A 24,425-nucleotide genomic window follows, 5' to 3' on the forward strand; every position below is an offset into this window, starting at 1 on the left:
GCGGCTTGCCGAAAGGCGGCTATACATACCCCCAGAAGGTGCGGGTGGCAAGCCCGGCCAAGGCTAGAATCAAAGGTTTTTCCATGCGCGGCACCCTAGACGCCCCCACCGTCGCCCCCGATGAAGTGGCCCGCTTCGCCAAGCTGGCCCAACGCTGGTGGGACCCCGAAGGCCCCTTAAAGCCGTTGCATAAAATGAACCCCGCCCGGCTGGCCTTTCTGAAGGCGCAACTGGCTGGGCATTTCGACCGCGACCCAGAATCGCCCAACCCTTTCAGCGGCCTAACGCTTCTGGATGTCGGCACCGGCGGCGGCTTGATCGCCGAACCCCTGGCTAGGCTGGGCTTCGAGGTCACGGGCATCGACGCCGCGGCGGAAAGCATTGCCGCCGCCCAAGCCCATGCCGAGGAAGCGGGGCTGTCGATCACCTACCGGGCCGCCACCACAGATGAATTGTTGAAAGAATCCAAGCGGTTCGATGTCGTGCTGGCGATGGAGATCGTGGAGCATGTGCCCGATCCGGGCCTGTTGCTGTTGGAAGCCGGACAATTGCTGGCCTCCGGCGGGGCCTTTGCCGGAGCCACGGTCAGCCGGACCACCAAATCCTATCTGATGGGCATCGTGGGTGCCGAAGTCATCTTGCGCTGGCTGCCCATCGGCACGCATGACTGGAACAAGTTCCTGAAACCCTCGGAATTCACGGGCTTCCTGCGCCAGGCGGGCATTGCGGTCACGAACCTGCAAGGACTGTCCTACAATCCCTTGTTCGACCGCTGGTCGCCCACCCGCGACCTGGACGTCAACTACCTGATTTTTGGCGCTAAATCTGCGGGAGCGCGTTGAACAGCACTCGCCAGGAATCCAGCGGCAGGCGTCGCCCCAGCAACGTTGGCACAAGCAGTTCCTTCCTGGCCTGATAGCTGGGTTCGAGCAGTCCGGCTTCCATCGCCGCTTCCAATAATTCGATGGCGCAATCGGGCAGCATGAACAGATCGAACATCGCCACCGTCTTGACGATCTTCGAGGCCAAAGGCCGCTGGCCCTTGCCGATTTCCGCCGCCAAGTCTTTGAAATATAGCGCCTCTCCCCACACGACCTGGCCATAGGCCGAAGGGGCCGCGGCGTAGCCGTCGATGGGCGGCAGGGTCTTTCTGGCATGGCGCCAGGGGGATAGATCGAAAAGGGCGAACCCCTTGTCACGCAGATAGGCGTCGACCTCGCCGAACAGCGGGCGTCCGTGATGGATCGGCTGGAAAGCCACCTCGACCTGGACGCCCAGCATCTCATTCTCCAGCAAACCCGCCGCCCCTTTCAGAACGTCAAGTTCGGTGCCTTCGGTGTCGAGCTTGATGAAGTCGACGGTTTCCAGGCCGTTGTCGGCGGCCACGCCATCCAGATCGGCGATATCGACCACCGATTTTCCGACTTCCAGATGTGTGTCGCCCAAGGGAAAGCGCGCCCAGTATTCGCGATTGACCTCAAGGAAGGACGAACAGCAAGGATTGCGCAACTGGTGAAAAACCGCCTGTTCCGGCTTGGCCCCCAGTGCCACCGGATAGACTTCCATCCCCTTGCTTTCGCGCAAGCGGGCGCATTCCTTGGCGTCGGGTTCGAAGCCGATCATGCGCCGATGGGTTCCAAAATGGGACCAGAAAGGCCAGAAGCCGCCCGATGCGCCGACATCCACCACCACCAGCGGGGAAGCGGCCAGAAGACCTTCCTTCGCGATCTCCTGCACGAAGCGGGGATCGGGATTGACGCGTTCAAGCATGGGGATTTCCTTGGAACAGCTTTGCGAAATCGCGCCAATCTTGCACATCGCTGCGCCAATAGCCCAGAAACTGCACGCAGCCCGCGAAATGCAGGGCGTAGCTGTTGGTATAAGCCGCCTGGACGCACAGATGCACCAGGGATTCCCAGCCCGGATCCTTGGGGTCTTGATAGAGCAAGAAGGGATAAAGCGCGCACATCTCGTCGAACCACAGGCGGTTGAAGCGCCGATCCAGGGGATGCAGCAGTCCCTGCGACACCAACGCATGCGACAAATGCGGCTGTTCGTACTGGTTCAAAGGGTCTGGCGCGCCCGGCAGCTTGTACAACTCGGCAAACAGCGGGCGGTGATGGGCGGGCGACAGGACCAAAGCACCGGTATTGACCATCTCGCCCACGTCCGATAGCCCATAGGCGGCGTAATAATCGCCGGAACTTTGCAAGGCGGGTTCAGCCCGTCCCTCTTTCCAGGCCAGGGCCTGGCTCATATCGGCGACGCCCTCGGCCAGAACCTTGTCCCAAGCGGGCGGCCAGGAGTTGGCGCGCCCCACCGCCCCCACTTTTTCGATGGGCACACCCAGCGCGATGTCGGGGGCCTTCAGGGGATTGATCGCGATGTCGCAGTCAAGCCACACCACGCGCTCGGCATCCTTTGTTTCCGGCTGGTCGAGGATCAGCAATTTCTGCCAAGCGGGAGACCGACCATCGGCGTCGTCTAGGGGCCGTTCAAAAACGATCAGCTCATAGCCGTGTTGGGCGGCATAGGCTTCCCAGCCAGGGCGCACGCGCGCGAAAACCTGCCGGTGCTTGTCGCCCAGCGCCAGCGTGACAAGGCGCTTCTTGCTCATGGCGCAATTCTAGCCTTTTCTTCTGGGCTTCGCCACAGAGGCTTCGAACTCGAAAAAGGCCATGCTTTGGGCGAAATGTTCGGGGATCGGGGCCTCGATGATCAGGCTTTTGCCGCCATGGGCGGGCAGTTCCAGCGACCTTGCATGCAGATGCAATTTGCGGCTGATGCCCGAGCCGTGAAGAAAGGCCTCGGGGCCGCCATATTTGCCGTCGCCCAGAATGGGGCAGCCCAGCGCCAAACAATGCACGCGCAATTGATGGGTGCGCCCGGTCAAGGGCTTCAGCTCCAGCCAGGATGCCTTGTTGTGCGCATGGTCAAGCACCCGATACAGCGTGACCGCCTCTTGCCCTTCTTCCTCGTCGATGTCCATCTTCTCGCCCAGGCGGCCCGGCCGTTTGGACAAGGGAGCGTCAACTTCGCCCTCATGCGGCAGCGGACAACCGACCACCAAGGCCCAGTAGGTCTTGCGGGCGCTGCGGTGCTTGAAGGCATTGGCCAAGCGCGACGCCGCCTGAGCGGTCCGGCCCAGCACCAGAACGCCCGATGTGTCCTTGTCCAGGCGATGCACCAGACGCGGACGTTCCTCATAATCGTATTTTAGCGCGTCCAGCATGGCGTCCAGGTGGTGCGTCGTTCCCGTGCCGCCCTGCACGGCCAGACCGGCGGGCTTGTTGATGGCGATGATGTCGTCGTCCATGTAAAGAACGCGGCTGCGCAAATCCAGGGCGTCGCTTTCCTTCATGCGGGGTGCTGGCTTGGGCGCTGATTGAAGGGCTGCCAGATCGCCCAGGGGGGGGACGCGCACCACCTGTCCCGCATTCAAGCGCTGATTGGCCTTGGCCCTGCCGCCATCGATGCGCAATTGCCCGGTGCGCAGCAACTTTTCGATCCGGCCATGGGTCAGACCGGGATAATGGCGCGACAGCCAGCGATCCAGGCGCAGGTCGGATTCGGCAGCTTCGACGGTGACGAATTCGACGCTCATGCCATCACCTGACGAACTAAGATCATGGCAGCGAACAAGGCGCCCACGCTGGCAAAAACCGAGGCGGCGATGTACAGGGCCGCATTCATCATCTCGTGGCGTTCGATCAGCACCGCCACGTCCAGCGAAAAGGTGGAGAAGGTGGTAAAGCCGCCCAGCACGCCGACGGTCAGAAAGGCGCGCCATTCCTCGCCGATGTTCCAGCGCAGCGCCGAACCTTCGATGATCAGGCCCAAGACGGCGGAACCCAGCGCATTCACGATCAGCGTTCCCCAGGGAAAGGCCGCGCCCAGCCAAGCGCCTGCCGCGATCATCGACAGATAGCGGGCCACTGAACCCAGCGCCCCTCCGGCTGCGACGGCAAAGATCAGGTTGGGGGTCATGGCTCTTCCTTGCTTCCACTTTGATTCTGTTTTTCCTGGCCCCGTTTGTCGCGCAGGCGGTCCCAATAGTCCAGGCGTTTCCTGATTTCGCGCTCAAAGCCGCGCTCGGCGGGGTTGTAGAAGCGCTGACGGCGCATGCCGTCGGGAAAGTAATTCTGCCCGGAAAAGCCGTCGGGAGCGTCATGGTCATAGGCATAGCCGTCGCCATAGCCCAGATCCTTCATCATGCGCGTCGGCGCGTTCAGGATATGCATGGGGGGCGTCAGCGAGCCGGTCTCGCGGGCGGCACGCTTGGCAGCACCTTCCGCCTTGTAGGCGGCGTTCGATTTAGGGGCCGTACCCAGATAGATCACCAATTGGGTCAGGGCCAGTTCCCCTTCGGGCGATCCCAGACGCTCATAAGCTTCCCAGGCGGCGATGGCTTGGGGAAGCGCGTTGGGGTCGGCCAGCCCCACATCCTCGACCGCGAAACGCGTCAGGCGTCTGGCGATGAATTTAGGGTCTTCGCCGCCGGCCAGCATGCGGGCGAACCAGTAAAGGGCGGCATCGGTGTCGGAACCGCGCAGGCTTTTATGCAGCGCGCTGATCAGATTGTAATGACCCTCCTGCGCCTTGTCGTACAAGGGCAGGCGCTTTTGCACCGCTCCCGCCAAACCGGCCACATCCAATTTCGATTCGGGCGGCAGACGGAACACTTCCTCGGTCATGTTCAGGATGTAGCGGCCATCGCCGTCCGCCATGGCGCGCAGCGCGCTGCGGCCATCTTGCGTCAGGGGAAGGGGACGGCCTTCTTCCGTCTCGGCCCGGACCAACAACTTTTCCAGGGCGTCGTCGTCCAGGCGTTTGAGCACCAGCACCTGACAGCGCGACAAAAGGGCGGCGTTCAGTTCGAAACTGGGATTCTCGGTGGTGGCGCCCACCAAAATCACCGTGCCGTCTTCCACATAGGGCAGGAAGCCGTCTTGCTGGGCGCGGTTGAAACGATGGATTTCGTCGATGAACAACAAGGTGCCCTGACCCATCTGACGCCGCCCCTTGGCGCTTTCGAACACTTTGCGCAGGTCGGCGACGCCCGAGAAGACCGCCGACAAAGGTTCGAAGATCAGCGACGTATGCTCGGCCAGCAAGCGGGCGATGGTGGTCTTGCCGCAGCCGGGCGGCCCCCACAAGATGATCGAGGTCAGCCGACGCTGCGCCACCATGCGGCCCAACGGCCCTTCCTTGGCCAACAGATGGTCCTGGCCCACCACCTCGCCCAGATTCATCGGGCGCAAGCGGTCGGCCAGCGGGCGCTGGACTTGGCGTTCGAAAAGCGTGCTCACCCGCCGCCCACCTGAATGGTGATCGGTCTGCCTTCCCGCTTGACCTGGATGGCCCAGGCCTTGGCGGGGCCTGCCAGGGGTTTCTTCAGATCGGAAACCAGCGCGATGGCCACGCCATTCACCTTTTCCACGATATCGCCGGGGCGCAGCCCCACCTGATGGGCGGGCGAGCCGCGCTTGAAGGACAGAATCATCACGCCCATGGGCGCGCCGTCGATCCCCATCTCTTCGGTCAACGCCGGATTGAGATTGGCCACCGTCGCCCCCGAGAGGGGATTGCGCCCGGAAATCTCGGTCAAATCGCGCGCTGGTTTCTCGGGCGGCGCGATCAGGGGCATGGCCAAGCTGATGTCTTGGCCCTGACGCAGCCCTTTCACGGCGGCGGTTTCGCCAACCCCCAAGGTGGCGATGCGAAAGCGCAGCGCCTGGGTGTCGGAAACGTCATGGCCATTGATGCTGAGAATGACGTCGCCGCGCCGCAACCCCGCCTTGTCGGCGGGGCCTTGCGCCACCACCGAGGTGATCAGCACGCCCGAAGGCCGGGGCAATTTCAGGTTCTGGGCGATCTCGCTGGTCACCTCCTGGCCCGATGCCCCCAACCAGGGGCGCACCGCATGGCCGGTGGACAGAATGCCCGCCAGCGTCGCCTTGACCATGCTGGAGGGAATGGCGAAGCCGATACCGTTCGAGCCGCCATCCTTGGAATAGATGGCCGTGTTGATGCCCGCCAGCTTGCCGTCCATGCCGACCAGGGCGCCGCCCGAATTGCCGGGATTGATGGCGGCGTCGGTCTGGATGAAGAATTGAAAATCCGTGATGCCGACCGAGGTGCGGGCCAGGGCCGAGACGATGCCGGTGGTGACCGTCTGCCCGACGCCGAACGGATTGCCGACCGCCATCACCATGTCGCCCACTTCCAGCGCGTCCGAATCGCCCATCTGCAAGAAGGGCAGCTTCTCGCCCTTGACCTCGATCTTCAGCACGGCCAGATCGGTTCTGGGATCGGCGCCTACGATCTTGGCTTCGAATTCGCGCTTGTCGGACAGAACCACCGTGACTTCGTCGGAATCCTTGATCACGTGATGGTTGGTCATCACCACGCCCTCGGCGCTGACGATCACGCCCGAACCCAAAGATCGCTGGATGCGTTCTTGCGGAACGCCCATGCCGAATTGCTCGCCGAAGAATTGGCGAAAGAAGGGGTCGTTGAACAGGGGCGACGGCGCTCTGGCCTGCACCACTTTGCGGGTATAGACATTGACCACGGCGGGCGCGGTGGCCTTGACCAGCGGCGCGAAGGTCAAGCGTATCTGTTCGCGGCTTTGCGGCACCGTTTGGGCCATCGCGGGAAAGGCGAACAGCATTGCCGCCAACAGAATGAACATGCGCATGCGCTTCTTACCTCTTGAACAGGGCGTCGGCGCCCGCCCTATGCTTGGTTTTCGCTTCGATGGCGGACTTGGCCCGCCCGATCTCGCCTTCGAGGTCCTGGATATAGGTCTTCAATTCCTCGACCGAAAGGGCGCCGAGGTCCGAAGGCTTCACGATGGGTTTCCTGGGTTCCAGTTCGTCGATGTTCATGGCGAGCTTCCCGATGCTAAGATATGCCCTTTCCTGGACTTTAGCAGGCGCAAGCGATGACGCAAACCATGACTGCCATTGAGATCAGCCAACCGGGTGGGCCAGAGGTTCTGCGGCCCGCCAGCCGCCCCATGCCCGCACCCGGTTCGGGTCAGGTTCTGATCAAGGTGGCGGCGGCGGGCGTCAACCGGCCCGATATTCTTCAGCGCCAGGGATTGTATCCTGCCCCGCCGGGCGCTAGCGACATTCCTGGGCTTGAAGTGGCGGGCGAGGTGGTGGCCCTGGGGGGCGACGTCGCCCCATCCATGCTGGGCCAAAGCGTCTGCGCCCTGGTCACCGGTGGCGGTTATGCCGACCACTGCTTGGCGGACGCCTCACTATGCCTGCCGATTCCCAAAGGGTTGACGGCTGTCCAGGCGGCCGCCCTGCCCGAAACCCTGTTCACGGTCTGGCACAATGTCTATGAGCGAGGCAGGCTTGAGACAAGCCACACGCTGCTCGTCCATGGCGGCACCAGCGGCATCGGCACCACCGCCATCCAATTCGCCAAGGCCTATGGCTCGACCGTCATCGCCACCGCCAGGGGGGCGGAAAAGACCGCTGCCTGCCTGAAATTGGGGGCCGACCACGCCATCGATTCTTCTTGCCAGGATTTTGTATCGGAGGTGGCGCGCATCACCGCCAAGAAGGGGGTGAACGTCATCTTGGACATGGTGGGCGGGGATTACATTGCCCGCAACATCAAATGCCTGGCTGTCGAAGGGCGGCTGGTCAACATCGCCTATCAGGCGGGATCGACCGCAGAGATCAATTTCATGCCCGTGATGCTAAAGCGCCTGACCTTGACCGGCTCGACGCTGCGCATTCAATCCTTGGCCGACAAAACCCGCATGGCGCGGGGTATTTTGGAAACCGTCTGGCCTTGGATCGAGGCAGGGCGGATCGAACCCGTCATCCACGCCACCTTCCCCCTGGCGCATGCCGCCGAGGCGCACCGGCTGATGGAAACGGGGACGCATACCGGCAAGATCGTTCTAATCGCCTGACGCCGCTTCACGACCTTCCGGCAAGGCAAGGGCGATGCTGGCGGCTCCGACCAGACCGCCCGCCACGACCAACAGCAGATTGGCCAGCGCAAAGCCCAGGCTGGCCATGGCCCAACCCGTGGACGAAGCAAGCAACAGGCGCAAAGACAGGGGCTTTTCCCCATTGTCCAGCGACACCTTCCTACTGGCATAGGCGGGCAGCGATCCCGCAAAACCAGCCAGGCCAAAACCAGCCCCCAACCATAAAAAGCCCAGCAGGCCGATGGGAAGCTGGCCCGACACGCCGATCCCGAAGACGGCGGGCGTCAGCAAGGCGGCAACAGCGATCAGAACGGCGGCCAAGCCGATCAAGCCCTGCATGACGGCGACCGCCTGCGCCAGCAGTTCCGGCTTCAGCCGCTTGACGGCCACGGTTCCCGCAGCCGCGCCGATGGCGATGCTTGCCGCGATGGACGTGTAGGCGATCACGTTGGGCAGCATCAGGGCGGCCAGGATGGCGCCCGCCATGCCAACCACGAGATAAACAAGTCCCCGCGTCCCGCCCTGCGCCGACGCCATGTCACGAATCGCCAAGATAAAAAGCGCGATCGCGCCCAGATAGACGAGCGAGGCGACGTCGCCAGTCATGCCTCTTCTCCTGTCTTGTGCTGGTCCTTTGGGCTGGCCAGCCATCTTTGGCTGGCGACGACGCAGCCGAAAAGAACCTCGCTGGCAAGGCACAGGGCGAGAAGGCCCAGAATTTTTGACAAGGACATGCCGCCAGGGCTGGCCGCCAAAATCGCCACCACGACCAGCGACGAGGCAACGACGCCAAGAGCGCCCTTTACTTTGTCGCGGTTTGCCGCCGCCAATCCCTGCACCGCCAGGAAGCCCACGAAACAGGCCAGCACGAAGGCGGCGAACAGCATGATCAAGGGCGGCTGGCCCATGGCGCCCTTGGCCCCCAGCATCTGGGCCTGTTGGGCCAGATCGGCCGCCAGGGCCGCCAGTGATTGGGTCTGATCGGCCAATGCCTTGGCCTGTTCGGCAAGCGTTTGCGGATCCATGACGCCCCTTTCGTTTCAGCGCGCCATGGTCCCAGAAATCGCGGCCCATTACAACGAAATCGGCCGCCAGCAGGGTAGCTGGCGACCGATCCGTTCAAGCCATGAAACTGGCGGGGTCAGCCTTTGATGACAGCCAGCACCTCGTCCAGCATCTTCTTGGCGTCGCCGAACAGCATCCGATTGTTCTCCTTGTAGAACAGCGGATTGTCGACGCCCGCATAGCCCGACGCCATCGAGCGCTTCATGACGATCGATGTCTTGGCCTTCCAGACTTCCAGCACCGGCATGCCTGCGATGGGGCTGTCGGGATCGTCCTGGGCGCCCGGATTGACGATGTCGTTGGCGCCGATCACCATGGCCACGTCGGTGGTCGGGAAATCGTCGTTCAACTCGTCCATTTCCAGCACGATGTCATAGGGCACCTTGGCTTCGGCCAGCAGCACATTCATGTGGCCGGGCATGCGCCCCGCCACCGGATGGATGCCGAAACGAACATTGATGCCCTTCTCTCGCAGGATCTTGGTGATCTCGTACACCGTATGCTGGGCCTGGGCGACCGCCATGCCATAGCCGGGAACGATGATGACGTTCTTGGCTTCCAGCAACAACTCGGCGGTGTCGGCGGCCGAAACGGGAACCACCTCGCCAGCGGGCTGCTGGGCGGCGTCGCCCTTCTTGGCCGCTCCGCCGTCGCCGGTGCCGAAGCCGCCCGCGATCACGCTGATGAAATGGCGGTTCATCGCCCGGCACATGATGTAGGACAGGATGGCGCCCGAGGAACCGACCAAAGCGCCCGTCACGATCAGAAGATCGTTCGAGAGCATGAAGCCGGTGGCCGCAGCCGCCCATCCCGAATAGCTGTTCAGCATCGAGACCACGACCGGCATGTCGGCCCCGCCGATGGCCATCACCATATGGACGCCGAAGGCCAGCGCGATGGCGGTCATCAGGATCAGCGGGAAAACGCCGCCCAACGCCGATTCGGCGTTGATGAAGACGTTGCCCATCCAGATCACGACCAGCAAACCGGCCAGATTGATGAAATGGCGGGCGGGCAGCAGCAAGGGCTTGCCGTCGATCTTGCCCGACAGCTTGCCGAACGCGATCACCGAGCCTGAGAAAGTGACGGCTCCGATCAGGATGCCGACATAGATCTCCATCTCGTGGATGGCTTTTTCGGCGCCGGTGAACACGACCGAGGTGTCGATGTAGCTGGCATAGCCCACGGTGCAGGCGGCGAAGCCCACCAGGCTGTGCATCAGCGCCACCAGTTCGGGCATCTGGGTCATCTTGACCTTCTTGGCGGCGTACAGGCCGACCGCGCCGCCCAGCGTCATGGCGATGATGATCCAGGCGATGCCGCCCGACGACACGCGCGGCCCGAAAATGGTGGCCAGCACGGCGATTGTCATGCCGATGATGCCGTACCAGTTGCCGCGACGCGACGTTTCCGGATTGGACAAACCGCCCAGGCTTAAGATGAACAGAATGGTGGCTCCGATATAGGAGACAGTGGCCAAACTTGCAGACATTTCCCGTCTCCCCTTACTTGCGGAACATCGCCAGCATGCGTCGCGTCACCGCGAAGCCGCCGAACATGTTGACTGCCGTCAAAGCGATGCCGATGAAGGCCAGCACCCCGATCCAGAAATTCGGTCGGTCCACCCCCTCGGCCAACGGCGGCGCGATCTGCACCAGGGCACCGATGGCGATGATGCTGGAGATCGCGTTGGTGACGCTCATGAGCGGCGTGTGCAAGGCGGGTGTTACGTTCCACACCACCATATAGCCCACGAAGCAGGCCAGCACGAAGACCGTGAAGTGGCTAAGGAAGTTGGCGGGCGCATAAGATCCCACCAGCCAGAACAACAGGGCGCCCACGCCGAAGACGATGGCCAGATTCTTGAGCGGCATCGGATCGCTGGAAGCGCCGTGCCCCGACTTCTTCTCGGGCGCCTTGACCGCCGCAGCAGGCTTGGCGGCGGGCGGAGCGGGCAGATTCAAGGGCGGCGGCGGCCAAGTGATCTCGCCCGCCTTGATGACGGTCAGGCCGCGGATGGCGTCGTCTTGCATGTTGACGTCGATGTTGCCGTCCTTGGTCTTGCACAGTTCCTCGGCCAGTCGGAAGAGGTTGGTGGCGTACAGCGTCGAGGACTGCTTGGCCAAGCGCGAAGGAAAGTCGGTATAGCCGACGATGGTGACGCCGTGCTTCACCACCACCTGGCCCGGTTCGGTCAGTTCGCAATTGCCGCCCTGTTCGGCGGCCAAATCGACGATGACGCTGCCGGGCTTCATGCTTTTCACCATCTCGGCGGTGATCAGCCTGGGCGCCGGTTTGCCGGGGATCAGGGCGGTGGTGATGATGATGTCCACTTCCCTGGCTTGCTGGGCGTACATCTCGCGCTGGGCGGCCTGGAATCCCTCGCTCATCACCTTGGCGTAACCGCCGCCGCCCGAGCCTTCTTCCTCATAGTCCACCTTCACGAACTCGCCGCCCATCGACTTGACCTGATCGGCCACTTCGGGGCGCGTGTCGTTGGCGCGCACGATGGCGCCCAGGCCGACGGCGGTGCCCAGCGCCGCCAGACCGGCGACGCCCGCACCCGCCACGAACACCTTGGCGGGCGGCACCTTGCCCGCAGCGGTGATCTGGCCGGTAAAGAAGCGGCCGAAGTGATTGGCCGCCTCGACGACGGCGCGGTAGCCAACGATGCCCGCCATCGACGTCAGCGCGTCCATCTTCTGGGCGCGGGAAAGTTGGCGCGGCAACGAGTCCATGGCCAGCACGGTCACCTTGCGGGCGGCCAGTTGCTTCATCAGGTCTTCGTTCTGCGCGGGCCAGATGAAGCTGATCAGCGTTTGACCTTCCTTCATCAGCTTGATTTCATCGGCGCTGGGGGCGCGCACCTTGAAGACGATGTCGCTGCCCGCCCACAGGTCGCTTGCCGTCGCCGCGATTTTGGCGCCAGCCGCCACATAGGCGTCGTCGAAGAAGTTGGCTCCGTCGCCAGCCTTGCTTTCAACGCAAACTTCAAAGCCCAGCTTGATCAGCTTCTCGACGACGTCAGGAACCGTCGCCACGCGCTTTTCGCCGGGAAATGTCTCTCTTGGAATTCCTATGATGAGGGGCATTTGTTGTCTCGCCTTGTTCAGGTTACCCATCGACGTTCGTGACCTCTGGAACGCCAAAGCGGAACCAGACGCCATTCCCTTGCCGCCGGTACTATATTTGCGAGCACCCTGTCCGGCAAGGAAGGAAGAGGAAAATACCCGTATTTTATAAGCATTTCCCCACCCCTGATGCCCCACCCCGCCCCCCCACTAGCGGGCAGCGCAGGCGGGGGGGCTTGAAGGCCAGCAACCGCCTATTACATGAGTAAATGCAAATGCTCTTATATCCCAAATTCTAAGGAGGCGTTCATGAGCGGCTTAATCGACGGTTTCGACAGTTCGGGCATCGTCACCGTCAACCGGGTGATCCTGAAACCGGCCTTTACGGTGGACGATCTGGAAGAACGGGTGGCCGTTCTTTGCGAAAATGTGAAAACCTATCATTCCGAAACCGGCTTCGTGGGCGGCTTCGTCTGCCTGAATTCGGGGCGCATTTCGAATGAAGGCTCGACCATCGGCCAGCCGGTGGAAAGCGACGTCAAGGGCCGAGAGGCCCTGATCGTCACCTTCTGGAACAGCTTCGAAGAGCACGAGCAATCGCACCGCTCGCCCACCTTCCAGCCCTTGTTCAAGCAGGTGCTGGAATTGTGCGAGAACGGCAACGAGGAAATCGCCTACAGCATGCTGTGGTCGGGCAAGGCCTATTCGAAGGAAGAGGCCAAACTGGCCCAGGCGGCGAAGGCGAAGGCCGCTTAGCTTTCCGAGAATTTCATCGCCAATTCGGCATCGGTCATCGGATCGAGCAGCGCTGAGATGGCCGACAGAAGGCCCATTTCCTCTTTCTGGATGTGGAACACCTCGCGCTCGACCATCTCGAGGCCCAGGCTGTGGAACTGTTTCCAGCTTTCGGGCGTGAAGCCGTCTTGCATGGCGGCGCGGGCCAGGACGCCCAATTCCTGCGCCACCGGGCGGATCATGCCGTGTTCGTGGGCCAAGAAGGTCGTCATCCCAGTCTCGCCCGCTTCGGCCAGGGCGGGAAACAGATGTCCCTCCTCGAAGCCGAAATGGCGGGTGATTTCGTCATCGATGATGTAGGCCACGTCTTTCAACAGCGCCTTCACGACATCATTGGCACAGTCGGGCGGGCGCTTCGAAGTTTGGGCGACCAGGAATTGTTCGAGCTTTTGCAAAAGCGCGATCGCCTGCACATGATCTTGATGCAGCAATTGGCCGATCTTCGACGATATCGTAAACATGGTCTTCAACCTTTCCTGTTGGTTCCGTCAGGCATTCTCAAGCCTGAAACGGCGCACACGCTTGAACAACTCGACCCCATAGCCCGCGAAGGACAGCGCCCCGGCAAGGCCAAAAAGCGCGCCCGCCTGCACAAGCGGGACATATTCGAAAAGAAATCCAGCAGCAACGCACAGAACCGCCGTCAGATGCAGCGCGAAATGCGCCTTGGCCCAGCCTTCGCTCATCAATTGCGACAAGAGAGGTGTCCGGCCCTTCGCCGTCGCCGAATGCATGCTGGCCAGGAAGGGCATGATTCTTTGCAGAACGCCCATCAGAAAAGTCAGTAACCAGCCGGCCACTGCCATCCAGACGAACAAGGCTCCGGCATTGGCAAACAGGTCGAACAGGGCGGCAAGGCCGCATAAAATAGCCAACGGCCCGGCCGCAACACCCATCCAGATGGGCAGGAAGAAAAATCCAGTGCGCTTGCGCATGCGCTTTCTATAGGTCGCCGCCAGCGACCAAGCCAGAATCCCCATGCCGCAAATGCCCAGAACGCCGCCCAGCGCCAGCAGCGACGGCTCCTCGATCAAAGCGCCGGTCACGGCGAACAACAGCCCCAGTCCGTTGCACAACAGCGCTCCCTTGCCCAAACGTTGAGAAGGGGCAAAGGACAAGGCGAACATGGGCAACAGAATGGTGGAAAAACCCTGGGCCAGCATGCCCATGAATCCGAAAGCGGCCAGAATGCCATGCGCCAGCATCAGAGAAGAGCGATTGTCAAGAAAGCCCAGGGACAGATTGATGGCCAGCAAGCCGCCCAGCACTTCCACGGCCACCAGGGACAGGGCGGCGATCCAGGCATGGCCGGTCACGATCGGCATGTCCTCGACGCCCATCAGATTGTCGACCAGCAAGATGGCCATCACCAGCAGCCCCAGGGCCGCCACTCCGCCGCCCACCGCCACCAGAACCGAGAGTCCGAAAACCAAGCCCGCCGCGAACAAGGCGACGCCGCCCGTCAACAGCCAGTAAGTAACGCGGCATAGAACGGGTGCGCGCACCGCCCGTTTGGTGGCCACGGGCAGAAGCTGGAACGAGGCCCCAGCCGCCACCATCGCCAGCACGCCCAGCGTGATCAGGTGCAGGGCGGCCAGCACCGGCCAGCTTAATCCATCGGCGCTGGCGGCATTCAGCGCCAAAACGGCCCAGGCCAGAATATGAAAGAAGATGGCGGTGCCAAAGAAGCGGAAGGGAATGTCGGGCGGCAGCAAGCGTCCGGCGGCGTTCTGCGATGGATCGATGATCATCATTGGTCCGAACCTTCGCGCTGCAATTCCAAGCGCACCTCGCCCGCCGGAGCGGGCGCCAATCGCCAGCGCCAGCCGCGCTCGGCCAGTTCGGGATAAAGAAAGAACGGCTCGCGATCATGATGAACCACGACGCATGAACCCACGTCGGGCCTTTCGATCAGGCCGATGATGGCAACCATGGGTTCGGGGGGCTGAAGCCCGCGCACGTCGATATGCCAGCCATCTTGGGCCTGCCATACCTTGTTCGTCGCCAATTCTTCGTTCATGTGCGCCATCATGAGGGGCAAACTAGCCCTGCGCACCCACCAGCTTCCTTGACTTCGGGTAATTCCTTGCCGAACATCGGCTTATGACTATTCCCATCCATCTATGCGCCGACGATTTCGGGCTTTCCCCCGGCGTCGGGCGCGCCATCGCCGAGTTGCTGGCGCAAAACCGCCTGAGTGCTGCCTCCTGTATGACCCATGCGCCCTATTGGCTGGAGACGGCTTCCTTGCTAAAGCCCCTGGCGGGCCAGGCGATGATCGGCCTGCATCTGACCCTGACCACCTTGCCGCCCCATCCCACTTTGGGTGCGCTTGCCAAACAGGCTTATCTTGGCCGCCTGAAGCAAGCCGACATCGAGGCCGAGATCAACCGCCAGATCGACGCTTTCGAGCAAGGATTGGGCCGCTTGCCCGATTATCTGGACGGACATCAGCATGTGCATGTCCTGCCCACCATCCGCGACGCCGTCTTGAAGGTGATGACTTCGCGCCTGAAAGGGGCCTGGCTGCGCGACGTGTGGGAGCCGCTGCCCAGCCTGTTTCGCAACGCTCCCAACCCCGTCAAATCCCTGGCTCTGAACGGGCTGGGCTTTTCCTTGCACAGCCAGGCCAGGGGACTGGGCATTGCGACGAACCAGGGTTTTCGCGGCGCCTACGATCTGCTGGGGCCGCACCAGCCCCCCGAAATCCTGTTCCCCCGTTTCCTGGCCGGGGCGAAGCCGAATTTGCTGATCATGTGCCATCCGGCCTATGTCGATGCGGCCCTGATCGACGGCCCCGATCCCGTACATGCGCCGCGCGAGGCCGAGCGGGCCTATCTGGCTGGCGATCTCTTCCCCACGCATCTGGCGCAAGCCGGGGTGGCGCTGTCCATGGGCTTGCGATAATCTTCCCGACCATGACGAAACACGCCATCCGCCCCGCGACGCCAGAAGACATGGTCCAGGTTCAGGCCATCTACGCGCATCATGTGATGAACGGCACGGGTTCTTTTGAAATCGAGCCGCCAAACCTGGCTGAAATGCGCCGACGACTGGCCGAAGCGCAAGAACGCAACCTGCCCTTTCTGGTCGCTGAATCCGATGGGCGCGTCGCCGGCTACGCCTATGCCAACCTGTATCGCACGCGAGAGGCCTATCGCTTCACTTGCGAGGATTCGGTCTATGTCGATCCGGCCTGCCACCAACGCGGGCTGGGCCATGCGCTGCTGGAAGCGCTGATCGTTGACGCCGGGGCCAGGGGTTTCAAGCAGATGGTGGCGGTGATCGGCGGATCGGACAATTCGGGGTCGATCCGCCTGCATGAAAAGCACGGCTTCGTGCGCGTGGGCCTGCTGCCCAAGGTGGGGTTCAAGTTCGACCGCTGGCACGACAGCGTGCTGATGCAAAGAGGTTTGTAGAACGGAGCGAAGCGACTAGGCCCAAAGGGCCGCGCGCCTAATGGCGCGAGAGCCAAGCAAACGGAGTGAGCGCCCGGCGACTGAGGGGCAAGAAAATATCAACTCCCCCCTATATACATCCCACGAAACTGTAATCCATCAAGATGGCGGTGCCGCGCAGAATCCACAGGCCGGTGATCAGCCCCAGCGCGAAAACGCCCAGCATGATCAGGGCGAATTTCAATTTCGGATTCATTCGGCGCTCTTGGCGGCAAGTCTGGCGACCGGCGCTTCCTTGATCGGCAGATTGACCAAGCCCGAAAACACGCCCAGCGCCACCGACAGCCACCACATCAGATCGTATGAGCCGGTCAGGTCGAAGGCCTTGCCGCCCAGCCATGCGCCAAAGAAACTGCCAACCTGATGCGACAGGAAGACGACGCCATACAGCATCGACATATAGGCAGGCCCGAACATCTGGGCCACCAGCCCGCTGGTTAGCGGCACCGTGCCCAGCCATAACAATCCCAGCGAGCCTGCGAACAGCAACACAGAGAAGGGCGACAGCGGCATGAAGATAAATATGATGAAGACCAGGGCGCGCCCGAAATACAGGTAAGACAGCAAATTCTTCTTGCTGTATTTGCCGCCCAAGGCTCCGCAGCCCCAGCTGCCGATGATGTTGAACAGCCCCACCAGCGCCAGCGACCAAGCCCCCAGCCATTCCGGCATGGCGCGGTCGGCCAGATAGGCGGGCAGATGCGTCACCACGAAGGCGACGTGAAAGCCGCAAACGAAAAATCCCGCCACCAGATACCAATAGCTTGGATGGCGGAAAGCCTCGCCCAGCGCCTGTTTGAAACTTTGCGTCTGCGTCGCCACATGGCGCGGCCCTTCCGCCAGACCCAACGACAAGGGCAACATGGCCATCGCCACCCCGGCCAGAATGATCAACGCCATCTGCCAGCCGAAGCCCTCCAGCACGACATGGCCCAAAGGCACCACCGCGAACTGGCCGAACGAGCCGCCCGCCGTGGCGATGCCCAAGGCCATGCTGCGTTTCTCTGGTGGTGCTGCGCGGCCCACCGCGCCCAGCACGGTCGAGAATCCAGCACCCGCCAAACCGATGCCGATGATCAGCGTGCCCAGCACCAGCGATGTGCCGCCGGTGCTGAAAGCCATGGCGGCCAGCCCCAGCGCATAGATCAGCCCGCCCAGGGCCGAGACCTTGACCACGCCGAAACGGTCGGCGATGGCGCCCGCAAAGGGCGACCCCAGCCCCCAAAGCAGATTTTGCAGCGCGATGCCAAAGCCGAACACTTCGCGCCCGACGCCCAGATCCATGGTCATGGGTTTCAAGAACAGACCCAGCGCCTGGCGCAGGCCGGTGGTGAGGGTGAGGATGAGGGCGCCGCAGATCAGGATGATCCATAGGCGCTTCATGGCTTGGTTGTCGTTTGTCATGCGATCAAGTATGGGGTTGGACGCAGCTTTTTACCACAGGGTGATGCAAAGAGATTTTTCATATTGGGATAAATAGAATTGGGGGATGAAGCTATTTGCAACGCACTTCCCAAATGAAGAACCTATCTCCAGCCCTAACCTCAACATCTTCTCTAATTTTTGTGTATCCTGCCGGACAAAGGTCTCGCAACTCCCAGTCAAAAATGCTTGCAGCACTATGCGGCGCAGCCAACGGTTCTGAATACTCCAACCTAAATCTCTTATCCCCTAGATCAACTACATTTTTTGTAGCACAAGCACAAAGGACTACTCCGATTGAAGCCATAATTACATATCGCATGAACTCTCCTACGCCGCAAAGGGCCTAACGCGCGATTGAATCAAAGTGCCATTGGCCGCTTCAACCGTCGCCAGATCGTAGGCAATCTGTTTACCTCACGCCGCGAGCGCTCTTCGAACGGCTTCTGGTTCTTTGGCGATGACGGCCAGCAACACGCGAGCGGCGCGGTCAGGCTTGCGCCGTCCTTGCTCCCAGGCATGGATGGCCGTTACGTCCAGGCCGAAGCTGTGGGCAAAAGCCGACTGGCTGAGGCCCAAACGCCTGCGCAGCGCCGCCACGTCAATATCATCCGGCACGGCAACCTCATAGCTGGGCAGGTCGATTTCGCCCATGCGATGTTGAGCCATTTCCCTCAGGCCCGCCATCAAACGCCGACCCAGGGCCGTGCGTTTCGCTTGCTTAGCCGAGGTTTTCAAGGAACTTTCGGATGGCGTTTTTCTCGGCATGAGTCAGGTTTTCCTTTTCGTTCTTGGCGTAGATGTCGAGGAGGTACAGCGCATCCTCGCCCAGCCAAACGTAATAGATAATGCGCGCTCCGCCACTTTTGCCTTTGCCGCCACGGGAGACTCGGGCCTTGCGCGCGCCTCCGGTTCCAGGGATGACTGGCCATGCTTCGGGCGCTAGGGCGATTTCCAATTCCGCCGCTTGGCGTTCAAGCGCCGTCATCAGCTTGCGCGCCCTGCGGTCATAGCCCGTGGTGGCGACGACCCTCATGACAGAACTATAAGGCATTGTCGCATGGGCGTCAATCTCTGGCCGCCACCACGACGAAGCAGGGCACCGGCTGGCCGTCTTCGTGTCTGGCCACGTCGCGGGCCAATGACACAATGGAAAATCCCGCCGACGCCAGCGCTTGGCGCACATAGTCTTCGCCATGCGCATAGCGCCCGCTTTGGCCCAGCGTGAATTGTCCCGCATCCGCCGCCTCGACCGTAAAGGCCAGCAGCCCGCCCTTGCGCAGCGCCGCCCTGGCCGAGGCCAGCACCGGCGCCAAATCACCCAGATAGCAGAACACATCGGCAGCCGCGATCAGATCGAAGCCGTCCGCATGCGCCTTCAGATAGGCCACCAGTTCGCCCGCTTCCAACGCGTCATACAGTTTCCGGGAACGCGCCTGCTCGATCATGGCAGGCGACAGATCGACGCCCGCAAGCCAGCGCGCCCAGGGCTTCAAATGCAAGCCCATCAGACCGGTGCCGCAACCGGCATCCAGAATGTCCAGGGGCGGTTTCACGACATGTTCCAACGCGTCGGCAATCGCGTCGGGCGCACGGTAGCCCAGTTTGGCCAGCTTGGCGTCGAAATCTTTGGCGAAGCCATCGAAAGTGTTGCGCACCAGGGATTCCGGCATCGCCGCCTGCACATTCCCGCCCGCCCCCAGGGCCGCCGCCCAATGGCGGGCCACCTTGTTCTGCGGCTGTTTCTTGGCCCATGTCTTGGCCTCGGACAGGGCCTGCCTCGCCTCGCCCTTTTTCGACAAGACATATAGAAGCGAGCCATAATTGGCTTGCGCCGCTTCATAGGCGGGCGCGTTCATGGCCGCCTTGCGCAAAAAGGGCAAGGCCTCGACATTCCTGTCCATCTCCATCAAAAGCGCGCCCAGCAGATTGTTGGCGCTGGCGTTCCTTGGTTCCGCCTTCAAGGCCTGGCGGTAGCGCGCCTCGGCCTGGCCGCGCTGACCAGCCCGGTGCGCCGCCAAGCCCATCTGCAACAGCGCGTCGGTTTCTGGTTTCATAGATCGGCCATCCGTTGGGACATGAATTTCTTGATCAGTCTTTGCTTCAAATCGTCGCGCACTTTGCGATAGGCCTCAAGCCTGGTTTCGCGGTCGCCGTCGATGGCCGTGCAGTCGAAGGTGGGCCAGTATTCCACTTCGCAGGCCATGTTGCGGGTCAGTTCCACCGCCTTGTGCTGCGCCTCGGGACTGAGCGAGATCACCAGATCGTAGGACGTGTCTTCCAGATGATCGAAGGTCTTGGCCTTGTGGCGGCTCATGTCGATGCCTTCCTCTTCCATCACGGCGATCATGAACCCATCCGGCTCGCCTGCCTTGACGCCCGCGGAATCGACGAAGATCCGCGTGCCGAACAGGCGCTTCATCAGCCCCTCGGCCATCGGCGAGCGCACGGCGTTGTAGGTGCAGGCGAAAAGAATGGCGGAAGGAAGGTCAGGCACCGAAAATCATCCCCGGATATGCAGCACGCACAGCAAGGTGAACAGGCGGCGCGCCGTATCGAAATCGATCTCGATCTTGTCCTTCAGGCGCTCAATCAACAGCTTGGCTCCTTCATTGTGCAGGCTTCGTCTGGCCATGTCGGCGGCTTCGATCTTCGACGGGGGGGCGGACTTGATCGAGGAGAAATAGGTGTCGCAAACCATGAAATAGTCGCGCACCAAGCTGTAGAAGGACCTGACCTCGAAACGCACCATTGTCAGCGGAAAACCATCTTCGGAACGGATGTCGAAGCTCATGCGGCCGTCATCCATCGACAAATGCAGCGTGAAGGGGCCTTGCCAATCGCCCACCGGCTGGAAACTGTTTTCCTCGATCAGGTCGTAAAGGGCGACTTGGCGTTCATGCTCGACCTCGGGACGGCGGCGCACCAAGGTCTTTTCGTCAAGCACCACATGAACCAGCCGGTTGCGATGCTTGTTGGGCATGGCGCTATCTGTTCAGACGCAGGCGCACGGACAGGCCATGCGCATCCAATCCCTCGGCCTTGGTCAGCGTCACCGCCGCCGGGCCGATGGCGGCCAAGCTGTCGGCATCGCAACCCAGCCAGGTGGTGCGCTTCATGAAGTCTTGCACGCCCAGGCCTGATGAGAAGCGGGCCGAGCGCGCCGTCGGCAGCACATGATTGGGGCCGCCCACATAATCGCCCACCGCTTCGGGCGTATAGCGGCCCAGGAAGATGGCGCCCGCATTCGTCACCTTCTCGGCCATGGCTTCGGGATTTTCGATGGCCAGTTCCAGATGCTCGGGTGCTATGCGGTCGATCAACGCAATCGCGTCGTCCAAATGTTTCACCACCACCACCGCGCCATGGGCTTCCCAACTGGCCCTGGCAATTTCGGCCCTAGGCAGGGTTTTCAGATGATGCTCCACCGCTTCGGTCACGCGAGCGCCAAAGGCCCTGTCGTCGGTGATCAGGATCGATTGCGCCGCTGTGTCATGTTCTGCTTGGCTTAACAAATCGGCGGCCAGCCAAGCGGGATCGTTGGCATTGTCGGCCACCACCAGAATCTCGGACGGGCCAGCGATCATATCGATGCCGACCTGGCCAAAAACCTGGCGCTTGGCCGCCGCTACATAGGCGTTGCCCGGCCCCACGATTTTATCAACCGGCTTGATGCGTTCGGTGCCATAGGCCAATGCGGCCACCGCCTGCGCGCCGCCGACGCGCCAAATCTCATCGATGCCCGACAGTTCAGCCGCCGCCAGCACCAGGGGATTGACCGCGCCGTCCGGCGTCGGCACCACCATGACGAGGCGCTGAACCCCCGCCACCTTGGCTGGAATGGCGTTCATCAGCACCGAAGACGGATAGGCCGCCGTGCCGCCCGGCACGTACAGCCCCGCCGCCTGCACGGCCCGCCATTTCATGGCGAGGCGCACGCCCTGGGCATCGACATAATCGATGTCGGCCTGCAATTGACGCGCATGAAAGGACTGGATGCGCGAAGCCGCCAGTTCCAGCGCCGCCAGCGTTTCCGCAGAACAGGCGGCACGCGCCGCCTTGATTTCGGCAGGCGTAAAGCGCAATCCATCCGCCGTCAGTTTCAAACGGTCGAACTTGGCGGTGTAATCGACCAGCGCCGCGTCGCCCCTGGCCCGCACATCGGCGATGATGGCGGCCACGGTGTCATTCACATCGCGGTCGGTTTCGCGCTTGGCCGAGATCAGGGCCATGAATTCGGCGTCGAAGCCTTGCGAACTCGCATCCAGATTACGCGGCACGGGCCACCTCGCCTCTAAATTTCTCGATCCATTCGCCCAGCTCCTCGGGCCTTGTCTTCAAGGCGGCGCGATTGACGATCAGGCGCGACGTGATGTCGATGATATGCTCGACCTCGACCAGCCCGTTGGCCTTCAAGGTAGCGCCAGAACTGACCAGATCGACGATGCGCCCGGCCAGGCCCAACGAGGGGGCAAGTTCCATCGCCCCGTTCAGCTTGATGCATTCGGCCTGCACGCCACGGGTGGCGAAATGGCGCTTGGTCAGATGCGGATATTTGGTCGCCACCGTCACATGGCTCCAGCGCGCCGGATTGTCGCCCTCGCCCATTTCCTTAGGCTCGGCCACCGACAGGCGGCATTTGCCGATGCCCAGATCGAGCGGCGCGTAAAGCTCGGGATAGTCGAATTCCATCAGCACGTCATTGCCCGCGATTCCCAGATGGGCGGCCCCGAAGGCGACGAAGGTCGCCACGTCGAAGGAACGCACCCTGATGATCGATATATGGGCATGATTGGTGGCAAAACGCAGCAGGCGCGAATTGGGGTCGTTGAAGGCGGGTTCGGGTTCGATCCCCACGCCCAGCAACAGCGGCATGGCTTCGTCCAGAATGCGGCCCTTGGGCAGGGCGATGACCAGCGGTTCGGCGGCGGACACTTGGAATATCTCCAGCAAATGAAGCCGGATGTTTACACTTTTGAGCCGCTTTCAGCAAGTTGAAGCCCCTGAAACGACAAGAAGAAGGCTTGCGCTGGCGGGAATGAGTGGGCACCCTGTGCCTCGCAATGCACAGCCCGGAGCTAACCCGTTGAAATACAATGATTGACACCATCAATATTCGTTCCGAAAGGTCCGAGGACAAAAAGGCCATCAGCGATCTGATCGAGGCGGCTTTCCGCACGCACCCTTTCAGCCGCCAGATCGAACACAAGCTGGTCGATGCGCTGCGCGAGGCAGGCGCGCTGCTGGTTTCGCTGGTCGCCGAGGATGGCGGCGAGGTGGTGGGCCACATCGCCTTTTCCGATGTTCTGATCGAGGGCCAAGATTGCGGCTGGGTGGGCATGGGGCCGGTGGCGGCGAGGCTGGATCGCCAGCGCCAGGGCATCGGCTCGGCTTTGGTGCGGGCGGGATTGGATGCCGTGCGCAAGCTGGGAAAGCGAGGCTGCGTGCTGGCGGGCGATCCCGCTTTTTATGATCGCTTTGGATTCAATGCCGACGAGCGGCTGACACTGGAAGGTGTTCCGCCGCAATATTTCCTGTCCCTGGCTTTCGAAGGCGAAAACATGCCCATGGGCGCTGTCGCCTTTCACAAGGCGTTCTCGGTTGGGTTGTAGATTTTACATCTAAAGACAAGTAGGCTATCCCCGCGTTATTCAATTAACGGGGGTTACATGGGCTTTCGAGCATGGACAAGATTGGGAGGCATCATGACGCTGTCCTGTGTCGCCGTCATATGCGCCTCCTCCACTGTTCGCGCTCAACCCAGTTTCGATTGCGCCAAGGCATCAAGCGGCGTAGAGAAACTGATCTGTTCAAGCGAGGCGTTATCCATCCTCGATAACAAGATGAACATGATTTATCGCGGGGCGCTTACTAGAAGATCAGAAACTCAGGTTCAATATCTGAAAAACAGTCAGATAAAATGGATCGGCAAGCGAAACAAGGAATGCAATGTCGCTCTATTAGATGCCGCGAGCGCCGCCCGTTGCCTTGAACAGGTGTATAGGGAGCGCATCTCAGATCTCAACTGGTGGCTGGCTCTCCCTAATGGCACCGCCTTGCCCTCTCTCTATGACTCATACGAAGCGTTCTGTAGTGCCGATGGGCTAGGGGTGCGCAAACTGGCTTATTCAACTGTGTCCCGAGAAGAGAATCAGAATCAAGGCTATATGCTGACTTGCAAGCTTCATAACGGCGCAACTCTTCGATTGCTTTGGGAAGCCGAAGAGGCGCTTCCCTATGGGAAATGTGGTGTGCAACCCAGTGAGCGCCTAAGCATTTGGATTAATGACAAGCTTATAATAAATGATCTTACTGTAAAATTTGGGCACTGCGGGGGGATGTCTTTAGCGGTCTTAAGCGCCTCAACCAGCAGGGTGGAAGTCTGTAATTTCGTTTCCAAGGACATAACCACTGGGGAAGATTTCACGAATGAACAGTTTACTGGCGTGCTCCCTGACAGCGAAGGGGATGGTTTCGGAAGCAAGGGATGGAAATACAATCAACGTTGCCGAATCATCCCTGTGAAGTAATCCCCGCCGAAGGTCAGATGCGCGGATCAAGTCCGCGCATGACGGATTAGAGCAGGATTAGGACTGCTTCCACCTCAACACCGGGTTTCTGGCCGCCCTGGTTTCATCCAAGCGACGGCGCGGCGTC

The 24,425-nt window shown here is 61.5% G+C and carries 29 protein-coding genes; 7 read left to right on the forward strand and 22 right to left on the reverse strand.

The genetic code is table 11. The features are described 5' to 3' along the window. Nucleotides 1-83: 83 nt before the first annotated feature. Entirely contained in the window at nt 84-842 is a 759-nt protein-coding gene (ubiG, locus tag HQL44_11415) for a bifunctional 2-polyprenyl-6-hydroxyphenol methylase/3-demethylubiquinol 3-O-methyltransferase UbiG (protein MBF0269189.1), read from the forward strand. Here the strand turns inward: ubiG and HQL44_11420 are convergent. Genes HQL44_11420 through HQL44_11450 form a run of 7 tightly spaced genes read right to left on the reverse strand, consistent with a single transcriptional unit; the run spans nt 820 to nt 6,890 of the window. Next, nucleotides 820-1,770 (reverse strand): FkbM family methyltransferase, encoded by a 951-nt coding sequence (locus HQL44_11420; GenBank protein MBF0269190.1) that lies wholly within the window; start codon nt 1,768-1,770, stop codon nt 820-822. The two genes, ubiG and HQL44_11420, sit on opposite strands and share 23 nt — an antisense overlap. Next, nucleotides 1,763-2,617 (reverse strand): hypothetical protein, encoded by an 855-nt coding sequence (locus HQL44_11425; GenBank protein ID MBF0269191.1) that lies wholly within the window; start codon nt 2,615-2,617, stop codon nt 1,763-1,765. Before HQL44_11425 ends, HQL44_11420 begins: the two co-directional genes overlap by 8 nt. Nucleotides 2,618-2,626: 9 nt before the next feature. After that, nucleotides 2,627-3,604, reverse strand: a complete 978-nt coding sequence (locus tag HQL44_11430) for an RluA family pseudouridine synthase (protein ID MBF0269192.1) — start codon at nt 3,602-3,604, stop codon at nt 2,627-2,629. Continuing rightward, entirely contained in the window at nt 3,601-3,987 is a 387-nt protein-coding gene (crcB, locus tag HQL44_11435; GenBank protein ID MBF0269193.1) for a fluoride efflux transporter CrcB, read from the reverse strand. Before crcB ends, HQL44_11430 begins: the two co-directional genes overlap by 4 nt. Beyond that, nucleotides 3,984-5,252 (reverse strand): replication-associated recombination protein A, encoded by a 1,269-nt coding sequence (locus HQL44_11440; GenBank protein MBF0269194.1) that lies wholly within the window; start codon nt 5,250-5,252, stop codon nt 3,984-3,986. Before HQL44_11440 ends, crcB begins: the two co-directional genes overlap by 4 nt. A 53-nt stretch (nt 5,253-5,305) precedes the next feature. Then, entirely contained in the window at nt 5,306-6,700 is a 1,395-nt protein-coding gene (locus HQL44_11445; GenBank protein ID MBF0269195.1) for a DegQ family serine endoprotease, read from the reverse strand. Nucleotides 6,701-6,707: 7 nt separating this feature from the next. Then, nucleotides 6,708-6,890 carry a DUF1192 domain-containing protein gene (locus HQL44_11450; protein ID MBF0269196.1) on the reverse strand — a complete coding sequence of 61 codons (183 nt, stop codon included), beginning with the start codon at nt 6,888-6,890 and terminating at the stop codon, nt 6,708-6,710. A gap of 68 nt (nt 6,891-6,958) precedes the next feature. Between HQL44_11450 and HQL44_11455 the strand changes: the two genes are divergently transcribed. After that, a complete protein-coding gene (locus tag HQL44_11455; protein ID MBF0269197.1) occupies nt 6,959-7,936 on the forward strand; it encodes an NAD(P)H-quinone oxidoreductase in 978 nt (325 codons plus the stop codon). Here HQL44_11455 and HQL44_11460 read toward each other — a convergent pair. From HQL44_11460 to HQL44_11475, 4 genes are all read right to left on the reverse strand, one after another. Then, nucleotides 7,925-8,563, reverse strand: a complete 639-nt coding sequence (locus HQL44_11460; protein MBF0269198.1) for an NAD(P)(+) transhydrogenase (Re/Si-specific) subunit beta — start codon at nt 8,561-8,563, stop codon at nt 7,925-7,927. The two genes, HQL44_11455 and HQL44_11460, sit on opposite strands and share 12 nt — an antisense overlap. After that, on the reverse strand, nt 8,560-8,982 hold the full coding sequence (locus tag HQL44_11465) for a hypothetical protein (GenBank protein ID MBF0269199.1): 423 nt from the start codon (nt 8,980-8,982) through the stop codon (nt 8,560-8,562). The genes HQL44_11460 and HQL44_11465 overlap by 4 nt, the downstream gene beginning before the upstream one ends. 116 nt (nt 8,983-9,098) lie before the next feature. Beyond that, entirely contained in the window at nt 9,099-10,514 is a 1,416-nt protein-coding gene (gene pntB, locus HQL44_11470; GenBank protein MBF0269200.1) for a Re/Si-specific NAD(P)(+) transhydrogenase subunit beta, read from the reverse strand. A gap of 13 nt (nt 10,515-10,527) precedes the next feature. Then, entirely contained in the window at nt 10,528-12,114 is a 1,587-nt protein-coding gene (locus HQL44_11475; protein MBF0269201.1) for a Re/Si-specific NAD(P)(+) transhydrogenase subunit alpha, read from the reverse strand. 288 nt (nt 12,115-12,402) lie between these two features. Between HQL44_11475 and HQL44_11480 the strand changes: the two genes are divergently transcribed. Further along, nucleotides 12,403-12,849 carry a ligand-binding protein SH3 gene (locus HQL44_11480; GenBank protein MBF0269202.1) on the forward strand — a complete coding sequence of 149 codons (447 nt, stop codon included), beginning with the start codon at nt 12,403-12,405 and terminating at the stop codon, nt 12,847-12,849. Here HQL44_11480 and HQL44_11485 read toward each other — a convergent pair. From HQL44_11485 to HQL44_11495, 3 genes are read right to left on the reverse strand one after another with little or no spacing between them, the layout of a single operon-like run. Continuing rightward, nucleotides 12,846-13,340: a hemerythrin domain-containing protein gene (locus HQL44_11485; protein MBF0269203.1), complete on the reverse strand. Its 495-nt coding sequence runs from the start codon at nt 13,338-13,340 to the stop codon at nt 12,846-12,848. The genes HQL44_11480 and HQL44_11485 overlap by 4 nt on opposite strands. Nucleotides 13,341-13,376: 36 nt before the next feature. Continuing rightward, complete coding sequence (locus HQL44_11490) at nt 13,377-14,642, reverse strand: hypothetical protein (protein ID MBF0269204.1); 1,266 nt, start codon at nt 14,640-14,642, stop codon at nt 13,377-13,379. Next, nucleotides 14,639-14,917, reverse strand: a complete 279-nt coding sequence (locus tag HQL44_11495) for a DUF2249 domain-containing protein (protein MBF0269205.1) — start codon at nt 14,915-14,917, stop codon at nt 14,639-14,641. The genes HQL44_11490 and HQL44_11495 overlap by 4 nt, the downstream gene beginning before the upstream one ends. A 74-nt stretch (nt 14,918-14,991) precedes the next feature. Here HQL44_11495 and HQL44_11500 point away from each other — a divergent pair, with 74 nt between their 5' ends. Together HQL44_11500 and HQL44_11505 are read left to right on the forward strand one after the other, a co-directional pair. Next, the gene (locus HQL44_11500) at nt 14,992-15,795 is read left to right on the forward strand and encodes a ChbG/HpnK family deacetylase (GenBank protein MBF0269206.1); all 804 of its coding nucleotides are present in this window, start codon (nt 14,992-14,994) and stop codon (nt 15,793-15,795) included. An 11-nt stretch (nt 15,796-15,806) separates the two neighbouring features. Then, nucleotides 15,807-16,307 (forward strand): N-acetyltransferase, encoded by a 501-nt coding sequence (locus HQL44_11505; protein MBF0269207.1) that lies wholly within the window; start codon nt 15,807-15,809, stop codon nt 16,305-16,307. A 231-nt stretch (nt 16,308-16,538) separates the two neighbouring features. On the opposite strand, the gene HQL44_11510 is transcribed toward HQL44_11505, so the two are convergent. From HQL44_11510 to HQL44_11545, 8 genes are all read right to left on the reverse strand, one after another. Then, entirely contained in the window at nt 16,539-17,750 is a 1,212-nt protein-coding gene (locus HQL44_11510; GenBank protein ID MBF0269208.1) for an MFS transporter, read from the reverse strand. 435 nt (nt 17,751-18,185) lie between these two features. Then, nucleotides 18,186-18,455 carry a helix-turn-helix domain-containing protein gene (locus HQL44_11515; GenBank protein ID MBF0269209.1) on the reverse strand — a complete coding sequence of 90 codons (270 nt, stop codon included), beginning with the start codon at nt 18,453-18,455 and terminating at the stop codon, nt 18,186-18,188. Nucleotides 18,456-18,489: 34 nt separating this feature from the next. Further along, on the reverse strand, nt 18,490-18,804 hold the full coding sequence (locus HQL44_11520; GenBank protein MBF0269210.1) for a type II toxin-antitoxin system RelE/ParE family toxin: 315 nt from the start codon (nt 18,802-18,804) through the stop codon (nt 18,490-18,492). A gap of 31 nt (nt 18,805-18,835) precedes the next feature. Then, nucleotides 18,836-19,825, reverse strand: coding sequence for a methyltransferase domain-containing protein (locus HQL44_11525; GenBank protein ID MBF0269211.1), 990 nt, complete (start codon nt 19,823-19,825; stop codon nt 18,836-18,838). Beyond that, complete coding sequence (locus tag HQL44_11530; GenBank protein ID MBF0269212.1) at nt 19,822-20,265, reverse strand: arsenate reductase ArsC; 444 nt, start codon at nt 20,263-20,265, stop codon at nt 19,822-19,824. The genes HQL44_11525 and HQL44_11530 overlap by 4 nt, the downstream gene beginning before the upstream one ends. Before the next feature lie 6 nt (nt 20,266-20,271). Then, a complete protein-coding gene (locus HQL44_11535; protein ID MBF0269213.1) occupies nt 20,272-20,751 on the reverse strand; it encodes a UPF0262 family protein in 480 nt (159 codons plus the stop codon). 4 nt (nt 20,752-20,755) lie between these two features. Beyond that, nucleotides 20,756-22,048: a histidinol dehydrogenase gene (hisD, locus tag HQL44_11540; GenBank protein ID MBF0269214.1), complete on the reverse strand. Its 1,293-nt coding sequence runs from the start codon at nt 22,046-22,048 to the stop codon at nt 20,756-20,758. Next, nucleotides 22,038-22,703, reverse strand: coding sequence for an ATP phosphoribosyltransferase (locus HQL44_11545; protein MBF0269215.1), 666 nt, complete (start codon nt 22,701-22,703; stop codon nt 22,038-22,040). Before HQL44_11545 ends, hisD begins: the two co-directional genes overlap by 11 nt. Before the next feature lie 173 nt (nt 22,704-22,876). On the opposite strand from HQL44_11545, the gene HQL44_11550 reads away from it, so the two are divergent. Further along, nucleotides 22,877-23,380, forward strand: coding sequence for an N-acetyltransferase (locus tag HQL44_11550; GenBank protein MBF0269216.1), 504 nt, complete (start codon nt 22,877-22,879; stop codon nt 23,378-23,380). A gap of 93 nt (nt 23,381-23,473) precedes the next feature. After that, nucleotides 23,474-24,298, forward strand: coding sequence for a DUF1311 domain-containing protein (locus HQL44_11555; GenBank protein MBF0269217.1), 825 nt, complete (start codon nt 23,474-23,476; stop codon nt 24,296-24,298). Nucleotides 24,299-24,425: the final 127 nt, after the last annotated feature.

The sequence above is a fragment of the Alphaproteobacteria bacterium genome (assembly GCA_015231795.1).
GTDB lineage: Bacteria > Pseudomonadota > Alphaproteobacteria > Rhodospirillales > WMHbin7 > WMHbin7.